Raw genomic sequence first — 14,717 nt, 5'->3', positions numbered from 1 at the left:
TCCCCCCTTTCATCCGCATGTCGCTCCACGAAAATCACGCCTCGCTCGCCCCCGCGCACTCCTCGTGGCGCGCGCGACTCGAACTCGGCTTCGTCGGCGGCGACGCTCGCACGACGCTCGCGCACCGGCTTCACGATGGGCCGCTGCGCGTGCAACGGCCGCTCTATCCGGAAGGCCCGGCGATCTGTCACGCGGTGATCGTGCATCCGCCCGGCGGCGTCGCGGGTGGCGATCAGCTCGACATCGACATCACGCTCGGCGCGCACACGCATGCGGTGCTGACGACGCCCGGCGCAACCAAGTGGTACAAGTCGAACGGCCGCGCGGCGCGGCAACGCATCGCGCTCACTGTCGGCAAACAGGCGAAGCTCGACTGGCTGCCGCAGAACAACATCGTGTTCGATCACGCGAACGCGCAACTCGATTTTTCGCTGACGCTCGGCGCCGGCGCGAGCGCGATCGGCTGGGACGCGACGCAGCTCGGACGCCAGGCGGCCGGCGAACGCTGGTCGGCGGGTAGCTTGCGCGCAGTGTCGCGCATCGTCGGCGCGAATGGCGAGCTGCTGTGGTTCGAACGCGCGACTCTCAGCGCCGACGATCCGCTGCGCGACGCGCCGCAGGGTCTCGCCGGCTTTCCGGCCTACGGCACGCTGTGGGCCGTAGGCGCTGCTTGCGACGACGCGCTCGCCGAGTCGCTCACCGCGCAACTGCCGTTCGACGACACGTTGCGAGCGGCAGCCTCGTGCGTGACCAACGGCGTACTGCTCGTACGCGCGGTGTCGCGCTCGATGGAAACGCTGCAGCACGCGCTCACGCGCTGCTGGCTGCAACTGCGGCCAGTCGTGCATGGTGTCGCGGCGGTGCCGTTGCGGATCTGGTCGACCTGAGCGCGCGGCTTCCTTCTTTCGCCTCCATCACCCTCTTCGCGCACCAAGACGGCGCACGCGCGCGCCCCAACCATGTGCGCGAGCTGGCGTAAAGTGCCGCCCAGCCACAGCCCAGCGCGATGGCACACAGTTTGCATTGGATTCGCCACTTCGCGGCCGGACAAGAAGAAGCCAGCGACGACCCGACTCCAACGACATCACCACCGCTCACGCCGATGACCCGCACCCTCTCCCGCTCCGCGCGCCGCACCTTGCTGGCCGCATTGCTCGCCCTGCCCATCGTCGCCGATCTCGCGTTTCATGCGGGCGCCGCGCACGCCGACACGCTCGACAACATCGCCAAGGCCGGCGTGCTGAAGGTCGCCGTGCCCGAAGACTATCCGCCGTTCGGCTCGGTCGGTCCCGACATGAAGCCGCAGGGCTACGACATCGACACGGCCGCGCTACTCGCCAAAGCGATGAACGTGAAGCTCGAACTGGTGCCGGTCAACAGCGCGAACCGCATTCCGTATCTGCAAACGGGCAAGGTCGATCTCGTGATCTCGTCGCTCGGCAAAACGCCTGAGCGCGAGAAAGTGATCGACTTCTCGAGCGCGTACGCGCCGTACTACCAGGGCGTGTTCGGTCCCGCCGATATCAAGGTCAGCGGTCCTGCCGATCTGACAGGCAAGACCGTCGGCGCGACGCGCGGCGCGCTCGAGGAAATCGGTCTCACGCAGATGGCGCCGAACGCGACGATCAAACGCTTCGAGGACAACAACGCGACGATCGCCGCTTTCCTGTCCGGCCAGGTGCAGCTGATCGCGGCCGGCAACATCGTCGCGGCCGCGATCCTCGCGAAAAATCCGCCGCGCCGTCCAGAACCGAAGTTCGTGATCAAGAACTCGCCGTGCTTCGTCGGCATGAACAAGAACGAGCCGCGCCTGCAACAGAAGGTCGATGCCGCGATCGCGCAGGCAAAGCAGGACGGCACGCTCGGTGCGATGTCGAAGAAGTGGTTCGGCGCACCGCTGCCTGCCGATCTGTGATCCTGCAAGCACGACTGTAAGCGCGCCGTTAGCCGGGCTTGATACCGTGACCGGCTGATGGCGCGACGACCACGCCGCCACGACACCTCAACGCCGAGACCCACACCCCGATGAAGCTGACACCTCGCGAGAAGGACAAGCTGCTGATCTTCACCGCCGCGCTGCTCGCCGAACGGCGCCGTGCGCGCGGCCTCAAGCTGAACTATCCGGAAGCGGTCGCCTTCATCACCGCCGCGCTGATGGAAGCCGCGCGCGACGGCAAGAGCGTCGCCGAGGTGATGCACTACGGCACCACGCTGCTCACGCGCGCCGACGTGATGGAGGGGGTCCCCGAAATGATCCCCGACATCCAGGTTGAAGCGACGTTCCCCGACGGCACCAAGCTCGTCACCGTCCATCATCCGATTCCCTGAAGTCCTCTTCGTCAAGGCAGGCCCCATGATTCCCGGCGAACTCCTCATCGACGACGGCGAGCACGAACTCAACGCGGGCCGCGCGACGGTCACGGTGGTCGTGTCGAATACCGGCGACCGTCCCGTGCAGATCGGCTCGCATTACCACTTCTACGAAGTGAACGACGCGCTGTCATTCGATCGCGAAGCGGCGCGCGGCTTTCGGCTGAATATCGCGGCGGGTACCGCGGTGCGCTTCGAGCCCGGCCAGGAGCGCACGGTCGAACTCGTCGCGCTGGCGGGCGAGCGCGTCGTGTACGGCTTCAACGGCAAGGTGATGGGCAAGCTGTGATGCGCTGCCCGCGCCCTGGCGTTTCGACCGCCCTGCTCCGCCTTGCGTTGCTTGTAGCCCGCTTGTAGCTCACTCCGGACCCACACCATGACACTACGCATTGGCCGCCGCGCGTACGCGGAGATGTTCGGCCCCACCACCGGCGACCGCGTGCGCCTCGCCGACACCGAACTGCTGATCGAGATCGAGCGCGACTTCACAACCTACGGCGAAGAGGTCAAGTTCGGCGGCGGCAAGGTGATTCGCGACGGCATGGGCCAGTCGCAGCGCGTGCATGCCGAGGTCGTGGATACCGTCGTGACGAATGCGGTGATCCTCGATCACTGGGGCATCGTGAAGGCCGACATCGGCATCAAGGACGGCCGCATCGCGGCGATCGGCAAGGCCGGCAATCCCGACATTCAGCCGAACGTGACGATCGCGATTGGCGCGGCCACCGAAGTGATCGCGGGCGAAGGGCTGATCGTGACCGCGGGCGGCATCGATACGCACATCCACTTCATCAGCCCGCAGCAGATCGAGGAAGCGCTCGCGAGCGGCGTGACGACGATGCTCGGCGGCGGCACCGGCCCCGCGACCGGCACGAATGCGACGACCTGCACGCCGGGGCCGTGGCATCTCGAACGCATGCTGCAAGCGGCCGATGGTTATCCGATGAATCTCGGCTTTCTCGGCAAGGGCAACGTGAGCCAGCCGGCACCGCTGACCGAACAGATCGCCGCTGGCGCGATCGGCCTGAAGCTGCACGAGGACTGGGGCACGACACCCGCGGCGATCGACAACTGTCTTTCCGTCGCCGACGATACCGACACGCAGGTTGCGATCCACACCGATACGCTGAACGAAGCGGGCTTCGTCGAAACGACCGTTGCAGCGTTCAAGGGCCGCACGATCCACACCTATCACACCGAAGGCGCGGGCGGCGGCCACGCGCCGGACATCATCAAGGTGTGCGGCGAAGCGAACGTGCTGCCGTCGTCGACGAATCCGACACGGCCGTATACGGTCAACACGCTCGACGAGCATCTCGACATGCTGATGGTGTGCCATCACCTCGATCCGTCGATTGCGGAGGACATCGCGTTCGCCGAATCGCGGATTCGCCGCGAGACGATCGCGGCCGAGGACATCCTGCACGATCTCGGCGCGCTTTCGATGCTGTCTTCGGATTCGCAGGCGATGGGCCGGGTCGGCGAAGTGATCATCCGCACGTGGCAGACCGCGCACAAGATGAAGGTGCAACGCGGCGCGCTGCCCGAGGACAACGCGCGTCGCGACAATTTCCGCGCGAAGCGCTACGTCGCGAAGTACACGATCAATCCGGCGATCACGCACGGCATCGCGCATGAGGTCGGCTCGATCGAGCCTGGCAAGTGGGCCGATCTGGTGTTCTGGGAGCCGGCGTTTTTCGGCATCAAGCCGTCGCTGATCCTGAAGGGCGGCATGATCGCGATGGCGCAGATGGGAGATCCGAATGCATCGATTCCGACGCCGCAGCCCGTGCATTATCGCGAGATGTTCGCGACGCGCGGCGGCGCGCTGGGTCGCACGTCGCTGACCTTCGTGTCGCAACTCGCCGCCGATGCGAACGTCGCCGAACGCTATGGTTTGGAAAAGCGCGTCGTCGCGGTGAAGAACTGCCGCAGCGTGACGAAGGCCGACATGATTCACAACGCGTGGCGCCCCAACATCAGCGTCGATCCGGAAACCTACCAGGTGATCGCCGACGGCCAGCTGCTGACCTGCGATCCGGCCACCGTGCTGCCGATGGCGCAACGCTATTTCCTGTTCTGACCATGCGTACACTGAACAAACTTCTCGCGCCGCATCTGAAGATTGCGCCTGTACTCGTCAAGCGAGCGCCGACATTGACGCTCGCGTTCGATGAACGTCGCAAGAGCCGTCTTGCCGCGACGCTCGATAACGGCGAGGAAATCGCCTTGCTGTTGCCGCGCGGCACCGTGCTGCGCGATGGCGACGTGCTCGTCGCCGATGATGGCGGCCTCGTGCGTGTCGTTGCGGCTGACGAAGCCGTGCTTGTGGTACGCGCTTCGGACGCGTTGACGTTGACGCGCGCCGCGTATCACCTCGGCAATCGTCATACGCCGGTCGAAGTGGGCACCGATTACCTGAAGCTCGAATACGATCCGGTGCTCGCCGACATGCTCGAGCGCATCGGCGCGACGCTCGAGCAGGTGTCGCTGCCGTTCCACCCTGAGGCCGGTGCATATGGCGGCGGCCACAAGCATGGGCACGACGAGACGTTCGCCGAGGACTATGCGATCGCGCAACAGGTGTTTGGTGAGCATCATGGGCATGAGCACTCGCACGATCACGACCATGACCACGTGCACGACGAATCGTGCGGACATGGGCACCACTCGCATCACCATGCGCATCGCTGAACTCACCGCGCTGCTGCATCTCGCGTCGCCGGCGCTGCCGATCGGCGCGTTCAGCTATTCGCAGGGTCTCGAAGCGGCGATCGAAGCGCAACTCATCACCGACGCCGGCTCCGCGCGCACGTGGATCGAGTGCGGGCTGACTGACGTGCTCACGCGCGGCGAGTTGCCGTTCCTCGCGCAGCAGATCGAACGCTGGCGCACGCACGACGCAGTCGAACTCGCCGACGCCAACGCCGAATTCCTCGCGAGCCGCGAGTCCGCCGAACTGCGCCGCGAAACCGAGCAGATGGGTTGGTCGCTGCGGCAGTTGTGCGTGTCGCTCGAATGGGGCGATGCGGCGAGGCGCGAAACGCTCGCGTCGCTCGCGCCGCTTGCGCAGCCGAGCGCGTTCGCATTCGCCGCCTACGCGCACGATGCGTCGACCGATGCCGCGCTCGCCGCCTACGCGTTCAGCTGGGTCGAGAACCAGGCCGCCGCCGCGCTGAAGGCGGTGCCGCTCGGCCAGCTCGCGGGACAGCGCATCATCGTCGCGCTGCGCGAACCGATCGACGCAGCCGTCGCGCGTGCGCTCGCCATTTCGCGTGACGGCCTCAACACATTCGCACCGCAGCTCGGCATTCTGTCGGCGCGCCACGAGTCGCAGTATTCGCGGCTCTTCCGCTCGTAACACGATTCCCACGATCCATCATGAACGCACCTCATCATCCGGCCTCTCATACCGCGACCCAGACCCGCACGAAGAAGCTGCCGCCGCTGCGCGTGGGCGTCGGCGGCCCGGTCGGCTCGGGCAAGACCACGCTGCTGGAAATGCTGTGCAAGGCGATGCGCGACCAGTATGACCTCGTCGCGATCACGAACGACATCTATACGAAAGAGGATCAGCGTCTGCTGACCGTCGCGGGCGCGCTGCCGGCCGAGCGCATCATGGGTGTCGAGACGGGCGGCTGCCCGCACACGGCGATCCGCGAGGACGCGTCGATCAACCTCGAAGCGGTCGAGCGCATGCTCACGCGTTTTCCGGACGCGGACATCGTGTTCATCGAATCGGGTGGCGACAATCTCGCGGCAACCTTCAGCCCGGAGCTGTCGGACCTGACGATCTATGTGATCGATGTCGCGGGCGGCGAGAAGATTCCGCGCAAGGGCGGACCCGGCATCACGAAGTCGGATCTGCTCGTGATCAACAAGACCGATCTCGCGCCGCTGGTGGGCGCAAACCTCGACGTGATGGCGTCGGATGCGAAGAAGATGCGCGGCGAGCGGCCCTTCGTGATGTGCAATCTGAAGGCGCTCGAGGGGCTCGACGAGGTGGTGAAGTTTATTGAAAAGAAGGGGTTGTTGAAGGTGTGAGCCAGTGGCGCTTCATTCGCCGGGATGACATTCGCGCAGGAATGCCATCATTTCGCTGCCATCCTTCGATAGGTAGAAGCGCACCATCTTTTCGTTGAAGTCGGCCGCGCGCTGAGCGGGCACGCTGATCGCATCGATACCGTTCGCCATCAGCACGCCGTTCATCATGAAGCGCGACGTGCGCTTGTTGCCGTCGAAGAAAAACTGCTGCAACGCGCCGAACAGGAAGAACGCACAGCCGCGTTCGAATGGATTGGAAACTTCTTCGCTGAGCGCGCGAACACCTGCGCCAAAAACCCGGTTGAGCTCTGGAGCACCAGGCACGGTGGGCAAAGGCGTATATCGCCCCGCCTCACCCAACGCGACGTCTGGCGTATAGCGCATTTCTTCACCCTCACCGCGGAAAACACCCCATTCGAGCGCTTCGTTACGCGCGACGAGGCGATGCAGGTCGCAGAAAGTCGCCTTGTCGAGTGCGAACTGACCGTTTTGGACGATCACCAACAGACGTTTCGAGCTCTCGGCGAGATTGAGGATCTGTTCCTGGTCAGAGATTTTCCGTCCGCCAACCGTGACGCCGTCGAGAAGCGTCTTAACCTCGGGAAACGTAAACGGGTTCCCTTCGAGCACACTTGCATCCCAGATGAATTCCGGCAGCATGCGATGAAAACGGAAACACACCCGTTTGATCGAATGGACCGGAATGTCCTGTGGAACCGCAGCGCGATCCCATTGAAAACCGAGTTCGGTGAAAAGCGTCATCGCAGGTGTTGAGAAACAGTTCAGATGGCCGGGCCGGTGCTTGCACAAACCCAATGTGCGGAGAATATCTTATTTGTGGGCGCATGAAGCGCAAGACCGGGCGCCACCTCGCGCGGCACCCTTGGTCACTCCGGCAACAACGCCGCCAACACATCCACCGTCCTCGCCGTCGCCCCGCGATGCCTCGCCGCAAACGCGGCAGCCGCACCGCCCATCGCGAGCCGCCGCGACTTGTCGCCGAACAGCTCGCGCAGCGCGCGCGCCAGATCGGCCGGGTCCTGCACCTGCACGGCGGCACCGGCCGCGACCGCATCGGCGGTGGCCTGCGTGAAGTTGAAAACGTGTGGCCCGATCAGCACCGGCACGCCGACCGCGCAGGCTTCGATCAGGTTCTGTCCGCCGAGCGGCAGCAGACTGCCGCCGATGAACGCCAGATCCGATGCCGCGTAGTAAGCGCCCAACTCGCCCATCGAATCGCCGAGCAGCACGTTCACGTCGCGCGGCAGCGGTGGCACGCCATCGTCGGCGATGCGCGCGGCCGACGCGACCTTCGCATCGGGTGCCCAGTTCGATCGGCGTTCGAGCCGCAACCCCGCCTTCTCGACAGCCGCCGCCACTTCATTGAAGCGTTGCGGGTGACGCGGCACCAGAATCAGCAGCGCATCGTCGACGCCGAGCGCCGCGAACGCGTCGAGCACCAGCGCCTCTTCGCCCTCGCGCGTGCTCGCCGCGACCCACACGGGCCGCGTGCCGATCGCCGCGCGCCACGCGTGGCCGCGCGCCGCGAGTTCGGGCGGCGTGCTCATGTCGAACTTCAGATTGCCGAGCACCGCGACGTTGCGCGCGCCGAGCGAGGTCAGCCGCTCGGCATCGGACGGGCTCTGCGCGAGCACGCGCGCGAAGCCGCCGAACACGTCCTTCGTCGCGCCGCCGAACTTCGCCGCGCGCTTGAACGACCGCGCCGACATCCGCGCATTGGTCAGCACGAGCGGCACGTCGGCGCGCCGGCATTCGTCGATCAAGGTCGGCCATACCTCGGTTTCCATCACGAGACCGAGCGACGGCCGCCACGCGCGCAAGAAGCGCCGTACTGCCTGCGGCATGTCGTACGGTAGATAGCTGCGCAACACGCGGTCGCCGAAAATTTCGCTGCCGGTCGCGCGGCCGCTCGGCGTCATGTGCGTGAGCAGAATGCGCGCGTCGGGGCGCGCCTTCATCAGCGCATCGATCAGCGGCTGCGCGGCGCGCGTCTCGCCAACCGACACCGCATGCACCCAGATCAACGGCGCGTTGTCTTCGGGCAAGCGTCCACGCGAATAACCGAAGCGCTCGCCGATATGCTCGCGGTAACCGCGCTCCTTGCGCGAACGGATCAACAGACGCAGCACGGCAAGCGGCGCGATCAGCCACCAGAGCGCGCGATAGATCGCTCTTAGCATCGGCGCTCCGCGTGGTTCGTCTTCGTCGCAAAGATCACGGCGCTGATCCGCGCGATGCGGGCCGGCACCTGCCCGGCCCTCGAATCGACCGCCGCGCTCAAACCAGCGCCCTGCCCTTCAGGCGCTCGAGAATGCCGAGCGGCGCGCATTCCGGCTGCACCATCGCCTTCACCGGCAGGAAGAAAGTCTGCTCCAGCATGAACTGGCCGGACATCACCGCATGCGAGGTCTGGTCGGAGAAGCACACCCACACGCTGCCCGGCGGAAACGGCATGGTCTCTTGCGGACTCGTCTTCTGATAGTCGAGGTCGGCCTTCATGCCGTCGTGCAGATTGAGCATCAGATGGTCGTACTCGCTGCGCGGCGACTTCGTCACATGCAGCAGGTTCAGCAGCCACGCGGAGCCCGGCATCTGCGGCTTGATGCGCGGCAGGAAGCGCTGCGCCATGTCCTCGAACGGCTCGCCGACGCGCCATACGCGCGGCACGCCATGTGGGTTCACGTTGGTGAACACGCGCAGGATGCGCTCGCCGTAGTTAGGCCGCGACGGAAACGCATCGACGTGCAGACGGCTGTCGTCCTTGCGCCACGAGGTTTCGCGCGTCTCGACCTGATGCAGCCGCAGGCTCGTCGGCGCGACGCGCAATTTGCCGTTGTACTCGGGAAAGAGCCCGTCGACGAGCGTGCGCGCATTCGCCTGATAACGCGCGATCAACGCGCGCACCGCCGATTGCGTGACTGCATCGCCGGCCACGCCGTGCAGCGCGCCGCCGTTCGGTTCGAGGCTGATGTTCTTGCGGTTCGGATCGGCGAGCGCCGGGTCGAGCAGCGCCTGCTCGCCGCCGTCGATCGCGAAGCGCAGGTTCGGGAAGTACAGCACCTTGCCGCGCTCGACGCCGGCGAGCAGCGGCTCGCGCGGCACGGACAGGTTGCAGCCGTGCCAGTCGGCGTTCGCTACTTCGATGATCTGGGATTCGTTCATGATCGCCCTTGGGAACGGAGGGTGCGCAAGGCGAAGCGCACCGGCGGGTGACAGCCCGTGCTGATGACTGCCGGCCCGGGTTACAGCAAACCAAACGCGGCCAGCGCCGACTTGACCTGCTGCAGCGTAGCCGGCTGACCGGCCGCGCCGAGATTGACGACGTTAGGCGACCAGTACCCGCCGGTGCGCCACGCAGTCGAGAAATTGTACAACTCGACCGTAGGCCGCTTCAGCGCCGCCGCGATGTGGACCAGACCTGTGTCGACCCCGACCGTCGCGGCCGCGCCATCGATCAGCCCGACCACCGCCGGCAGCGACAGCTTCGGCGGCACGATCGCGGCCGCGCCGAATTCCTTCGCGAGCCGCTCGCTGGTCGCGCGCTCGGCGTCGCCGCCCCACGGCAGCACGATCGACGCGCCGCGCCGCACCAGCGTTTGCCCGAGTTCGATCCACGCGGCGTCGGGCCACTGCTTGTCGGCGCGCGAAGTCGCGTGCACGAACACGACGTACGGCACCGGCAGATTCAGATTGGCTCGCGACAGCGCGAGCGCGGCACGGCCCGTATCGAGACCGAAGTCGATGTCGTCGGTGGGTTGCGGCGGCGGATCGTTCAGCGCCGCGGCCACCAGTTGCCGCGTGCGTTCGACCACGTGCGTGCGTGGCGCGATCGGCACGCGCCGCCCGTAGAAGAAGCGCACCGGCCATTCGTAGCCGGCGCCGTCGGTGCGGTTGCCGAGGCCGACGAGCGGTCCACGCGCCATGCTAGCGACCCACGCGGTCTTGATGAGCCCCTGGCAGTCGATCACCAGATCGTAGTGCTCGGCGGCGAGCGCGCGACGAAACGCGCCGATCTCGCGCCAGTTGTCGACGGACAGGATGCGCTTGCGCCAGCGCCGCAGCGACACCGGAATCGCGCGCCGCACGCCGCTCACGAGCTCCACGAGCCCGACGAAGCTCTCCTCGACGAGCCAGTCGATCTGCGCGTCGGGATGGCGGCGCCGGATGTCGGCGATCACGGGCATGTTGTGAACGACGTCGCCCAGCGACGACACCCTCACGATGAGTATCTTTTGCGCGCTCAAGAGTGGGAAAACCGGCTATCCGGCTCGAAGATGCGTTGAAAGGACCGCAATTCTAGCGCGTCGGATATCAAAGACATGAAAAACGCGGCGCGGTAAGGCAACCCGCGCCGCGTTCGGTGGCGGCGACGCTTCGACCCGTGTTGACGAATTTCGAAGCGCGCCGCCGCATCAGCCGTCAGAACGGCAGTTTCGCATCGGCCTTCTCCGCGAGAATCACGCGGCGGAAGTCGTCCTGGATGCGCTTGAGCGCCGCGTCGTTGTCGGCTTCGAAACGCATCACGACAACCGGCGTCGTATTCGACGAACGCGCGAGGCCGAAGCCGTCCGGATACTCGACGCGCAGACCGTCGATCTTCACGACGTTGTCCGCGCCGGTGAACTTCGCGTTCTGCTGCAAACGCGCGATCAGCTCGAAGTTCTCGCCTTCCTCGAGCTTCAGTTGCAGCTCGGGCGTGGAGTGCGAGTTCGGCAGCGAGTTCAGCAGCTTGCTCGGGTCGGCGACGCGGGTGAGGATCTCGAGCAGACGCGCGCCCGTGTACAGGCCGTCGTCGAAACCATACCAGCGGTCCTTGAAGAACACGTGTCCGCTCATTTCACCGGCCAGCGGCGCGCCGGTTTCGCGCAGCTTCGCCTTCACGAGCGAGTGGCCGGTCTTCCACATCAGCGGCTCGCCGCCCTTGTCCTTGACCCACTTCGCGAGATTGCGCGTGCACTTCACGTCGTAGATGATCTGCGCGCCCTTGTTGCGCGACAGCACTTCTTCGGCGAACAGCATCAGCTGACGGTCCGGGTAGATGATCTGGCCATCCTTGGTGACGACGCCCAGGCGGTCGCCGTCGCCGTCGAACGCGAAGCCGATTTCCGCATCGGTTTCCTTCAGCGCGCGAATCACGTCTTCGAGGTTCTCCGGGTGCGCCGGGTCCGGATGGTGATTCGGGAAGTTGCCGTCGACTTCGGTGAACAGCTCGACCAGTTCGCAACCGAGCTTTTTGAACAGCTTGGGTGCGAGCGCGCCGGCCACGCCGTTGCCGGTATCGACGACGATCTTGATCGGACGCGCGAGCTTCACGTCGCTCGCGATGCGCTCGAGATACGCGTCGGCGATGTCGTATTCGGTGTAGCTGCCGTTACCGTCGGCGAAGTTCTCGTCGACGATGCGCTGATGCAGCGCGAGGATCTGCTCGCCGTAAATGGCCGCGCCGCGCAGCACCATCTTGAAGCCGTTGTAGTCCGGCGGATTATGGCTACCGGTCACGACGATGCACGAGTCGACCCGGCGCTCGCCGCCCGCGAGCTTCAACGGTACGCTCGCCGCGAAGTAGCCGACCGGCGTGGGCACCATACCCACGTTCACGACGTCGACGCCGGCCGCGCGTAGGCCGTCGGACAGCGCGCCGATCAGTTCGGGGCCCGACAGGCGCCCGTCGCGCGCGACCACGACCGCGTCGCCGCCCTGCGCGCGCACTTCGCTGCCGAAGGCGCGGCCGATGGAACGCGCGGCGTCCGCGTCGAGCGTCTTGCCAATCACGCCACGAATGTCATACGCCTTGAAAATCGATTTGGAGATCATGTTGGCTCACTTGCGTGCAATGGAAAATTTTGACCTGCGCACAGACGATAACCGGTAAAAACGCGGAAAAAATCGCATTAAAAACCACCGTAATACGCGCGTTAAAAAACCGCGTTATCACGCCTCGTTGCGCCCTTGCCGGAAGCGGTCCGGTTCCAACTTATAATTGCGTTCTTCTGACCAGCCTGAATAACGCCATTCTAATGCTTAGACGCCCTCCCTTTGTAAAGTTGCCGTGGCTGCCGGCCGGGCGGGCGAACGCGCATAGCGCCGCATGCATGGCCGCACGAGGTGGCTTGACCGACGCGCAGCGGCGAGCGGCCAACGGATGCTGACACTCAAGCGCTTCGCCAATCCCGACGTCACGCGCGCGTTTACGAACATCGTCTGGCTGGGTCTCGAACGGCTCACGCAGATCGGCGTGGCAATCGTGATCAGCGGCATCCTCGCGCGTTACTTCGGACCCGACACGTTCGGCAAATGGCAGTACGCGAACACGCTGCTGCTGGTGCTCTCGCCGATCACATGGGTGTGCGGCGCGGAAATCCTCGTACCGACCATCGTCAACCGGCCGCCCGAACAACTCGGTACCGTACTCGGCAGCGCGTTCGCGTTGCGTTTCTCCGTCTCGGCCGTCGCGCTGCTGCTCACGTGGCTCGGCATTGCGCTGCATTTCTTCGAGCCGCTCGTCGGCGCGATGCTCGCCGGCCTCGCGCTCACGATGCTGTTTCGCGAGCCGTTCGTCGGCGTGATCAACGCGTGGCTGCAAAGCATGACCTACAGCAAGCCGCAGTTGCTGACCAGCATGAGCACCGCTGTGATCAAGGCCGGCCTCGTCTATCTGCTGGTGCGCGCGACGGCCGCGCCCGCACGTTTCGGCTGGCTGTGGGCGCTCGAATCGGCGGCGATCGGCGCGGTGCTGTTGCTCTACTTCATGCGCTGGCATGGCGGCAAGCTGGGCTGGCATGTCGAACGTTCGCTCTTCAAGCACTTCGCGAGCGCGGGCACGGTATTCTGGCTCGGGCTCATCTGTATGTATCTGTTCCTGAAGCTGGACCGGCTGATGCTCGAGCGCGCGATTTCGTTCGCCGACCTCGGACGCTACTCGGCCGCCCAGCAGTTGAATGAAAACTGGATCACGCTCGCGCTGATGCTCGCGCAAACCATTGCGCCCGCCTTCGTCTACCGCGTGCAAGGCATCGCGCAACTGCGCCGCAACATGTGGCGGCTCACCGCGCTGACCGCCGTGCTGATGGTGTGCGGCGCGTTCGTGCTCGATCTGCTCGCGGGCTTCATCATCCGCCGTGTGTTCGGGCCGGATTTTGAAGGCGCGATCGAGATCTTCCGCTGGGCCGTGTGGCTGTCGGTGCCCGCCGGTATCGAGGCGATCGGCAATCTGGTCGTGCTCAAGTATCAGGCCAAGTTCGTTTTGCTGGCGAAGTGGCTGCTCGCGCTCGCCGTCGCGTTCGCCGTCAATCTATTGGCGATCCCGCGACTCGGCGCGTATGGCGCGCTCGTCGGCCTCGCGGCCGGCTATCTGGCGGCCGCCTCGGTTAATCTTTATTACATCCGTTTCAAATTGCGCCCATGACGAATTCATCCGCCACCGCGCAAACCACGCTCGACGACGTCGCGGTGCTGATGCCCGCCTACAACGGCCAGGCGGACGTCGATTCTACGCTCGCGTCGTTTGAAGAAAGTGCGCTGGTGCACGTTCTGATCGTCGATGACGGCAGCACACCGCCGATCGTCGCGCCCGCGCTGCCGAACCTGAAGATCGAAGTGCTGCGCATGGCGCGCAACAGCGGCATCGAGCGCGCGCTGCAAACCGGCATCGATGCGCTCGCGCAGCGCGGCTTTCGTTTTGCGGCGCGCATCGACGCGGGCGATCGCGCGGTGCCCCAGCGGCTCGCGAAGCAGCGCGCGTTCATGGGAGCGCATCCGAACGTGGCGGGCCTCGGCATGTGGACCCAGGTCGTCACGCGTGCGGGCGAGCCGCTTTTCATGCTGACGCCGCCGGCCGAGCCGAACGTGATCCGACGCCAGCGCTTTTTCCGCTCGTGCCTCGCGCATCCGTCGATGATGCTGCGTATCGATGCCGTCCGCACAGTCGGCAACTACCGCGCCGCGTATCCTTCGGCCGAGGACCTCGATCTGTTCTTACGTCTGATGGAACGCTACGACTGCGCGAATCTGCCGGAACCGGGCCTTTTCTATGAGCTGAACGAAGGCGGCATCAGCGCGACGAAGCGGCGCCGGCAGATCGGTTCGACGCTGCGTTTGCAGTTGCGCTACTTCAACGTGGCCAATCCCTACGACTGGCTGGGCCTCGCGAAGAATCTGTCGCATCTGCTGCTGCCTTATCGCACGTTGCAGCGGGTCAAGCGCGCGCTGCTCACGCCGCGCGCGAGCCGTTGAGGCGCGCCGCGTGTGAGCGCTGTCGCTGCCGCCTGGTTCGCTGAGCTTCG

At 65.4% G+C, this 14,717-nt stretch carries 15 protein-coding genes; 10 read left to right on the top strand and 5 right to left on the bottom strand.

The annotated features are described in order from the left end of the window. The first annotated feature begins 17 nt into the window (after positions 1 to 17). The 8 genes from AB3X96_RS13935 to ureG all read left to right on the top strand — a co-directional run bounded on the left by AB3X96_RS13935 (position 18) and on the right by ureG (position 6,414). The gene (locus tag AB3X96_RS13935) at positions 18 to 887 is read left to right on the top strand and encodes an urease accessory protein UreD (protein ID WP_368590210.1); all 870 of its coding nucleotides are present in this window, start codon (positions 18 to 20) and stop codon (positions 885 to 887) included. Positions 888 to 1,102: 215 nt separating this feature from the next. Next, entirely contained in the window at positions 1,103 to 1,915 is an 813-nt protein-coding gene (locus AB3X96_RS13930) for a transporter substrate-binding domain-containing protein (RefSeq protein ID WP_176121116.1), read from the top strand. Positions 1,916 to 2,025: 110 nt separating this feature from the next. Then, positions 2,026 to 2,328 carry an urease subunit gamma gene (gene ureA, locus AB3X96_RS13925; RefSeq protein WP_008923043.1) on the top strand — a complete coding sequence of 101 codons (303 nt, stop codon included), beginning with the start codon at positions 2,026 to 2,028 and terminating at the stop codon, positions 2,326 to 2,328. A 25-nt stretch (positions 2,329 to 2,353) separates the two neighbouring features. Further along, positions 2,354 to 2,659: an urease subunit beta gene (locus tag AB3X96_RS13920; protein WP_013088655.1), complete on the top strand. Its 306-nt coding sequence runs from the start codon at positions 2,354 to 2,356 to the stop codon at positions 2,657 to 2,659. An 87-nt stretch (positions 2,660 to 2,746) separates the two neighbouring features. Next, complete coding sequence (gene ureC, locus AB3X96_RS13915) at positions 2,747 to 4,453, top strand: urease subunit alpha (protein WP_368590209.1); 1,707 nt, start codon at positions 2,747 to 2,749, stop codon at positions 4,451 to 4,453. Positions 4,454 to 4,455: 2 nt separating this feature from the next. Further along, the gene (gene ureE, locus AB3X96_RS13910; RefSeq protein ID WP_368590208.1) at positions 4,456 to 5,064 is read left to right on the top strand and encodes an urease accessory protein UreE; all 609 of its coding nucleotides are present in this window, start codon (positions 4,456 to 4,458) and stop codon (positions 5,062 to 5,064) included. Beyond that, on the top strand, positions 5,051 to 5,731 hold the full coding sequence (locus AB3X96_RS13905) for an urease accessory protein UreF (protein WP_368590397.1): 681 nt from the start codon (positions 5,051 to 5,053) through the stop codon (positions 5,729 to 5,731). The genes ureE and AB3X96_RS13905 overlap by 14 nt, the downstream gene beginning before the upstream one ends. A gap of 20 nt (positions 5,732 to 5,751) precedes the next feature. Next, positions 5,752 to 6,414 (top strand): urease accessory protein UreG, encoded by a 663-nt coding sequence (ureG, locus tag AB3X96_RS13900; RefSeq protein ID WP_184227810.1) that lies wholly within the window; start codon positions 5,752 to 5,754, stop codon positions 6,412 to 6,414. Between the two features lie 12 nt (positions 6,415 to 6,426). On the opposite strand, the gene AB3X96_RS13895 is transcribed toward ureG, so the two are convergent. The 5 genes from AB3X96_RS13895 to AB3X96_RS13875 all read right to left on the bottom strand — a co-directional run bounded on the left by AB3X96_RS13895 (position 6,427) and on the right by AB3X96_RS13875 (position 12,249). Further along, the gene (locus AB3X96_RS13895; RefSeq protein WP_368590207.1) at positions 6,427 to 7,176 is read right to left on the bottom strand and encodes a Fic family protein; all 750 of its coding nucleotides are present in this window, start codon (positions 7,174 to 7,176) and stop codon (positions 6,427 to 6,429) included. A gap of 125 nt (positions 7,177 to 7,301) precedes the next feature. Then, a complete protein-coding gene (gene waaA, locus AB3X96_RS13890; RefSeq protein ID WP_368590206.1) occupies positions 7,302 to 8,615 on the bottom strand; it encodes a lipid IV(A) 3-deoxy-D-manno-octulosonic acid transferase in 1,314 nt (437 codons plus the stop codon). A gap of 97 nt (positions 8,616 to 8,712) precedes the next feature. Continuing rightward, positions 8,713 to 9,597, bottom strand: coding sequence for a Kdo hydroxylase family protein (locus AB3X96_RS13885; RefSeq protein ID WP_368590205.1), 885 nt, complete (start codon positions 9,595 to 9,597; stop codon positions 8,713 to 8,715). A gap of 80 nt (positions 9,598 to 9,677) precedes the next feature. Beyond that, a complete protein-coding gene (gene waaC, locus AB3X96_RS13880) occupies positions 9,678 to 10,619 on the bottom strand; it encodes a lipopolysaccharide heptosyltransferase I (RefSeq protein ID WP_368590396.1) in 942 nt (313 codons plus the stop codon). Positions 10,620 to 10,854: 235 nt separating this feature from the next. Continuing rightward, positions 10,855 to 12,249, bottom strand: coding sequence for a phosphomannomutase/phosphoglucomutase (locus tag AB3X96_RS13875; protein ID WP_176109359.1), 1,395 nt, complete (start codon positions 12,247 to 12,249; stop codon positions 10,855 to 10,857). Between the two features lie 328 nt (positions 12,250 to 12,577). On the opposite strand from AB3X96_RS13875, the gene AB3X96_RS13870 reads away from it, so the two are divergent. Then, complete coding sequence (locus AB3X96_RS13870; protein ID WP_368590204.1) at positions 12,578 to 13,840, top strand: oligosaccharide flippase family protein; 1,263 nt, start codon at positions 12,578 to 12,580, stop codon at positions 13,838 to 13,840. After that, the gene (locus AB3X96_RS13865) at positions 13,837 to 14,667 is read left to right on the top strand and encodes a glycosyltransferase (protein WP_368590203.1); all 831 of its coding nucleotides are present in this window, start codon (positions 13,837 to 13,839) and stop codon (positions 14,665 to 14,667) included. The genes AB3X96_RS13870 and AB3X96_RS13865 overlap by 4 nt, the downstream gene beginning before the upstream one ends. Positions 14,668 to 14,717 lie beyond the last annotated feature (50 nt).

The organism is Paraburkholderia sp. BR13439, assembly GCF_040948805.1.
Taxonomy (GTDB): domain Bacteria; phylum Pseudomonadota; class Gammaproteobacteria; order Burkholderiales; family Burkholderiaceae; genus Paraburkholderia; species Paraburkholderia youngii.
The sequence above is the reverse complement of the archived record's forward strand: the minus strand, read 5'-3'. Positions and strand labels throughout refer to the sequence as shown.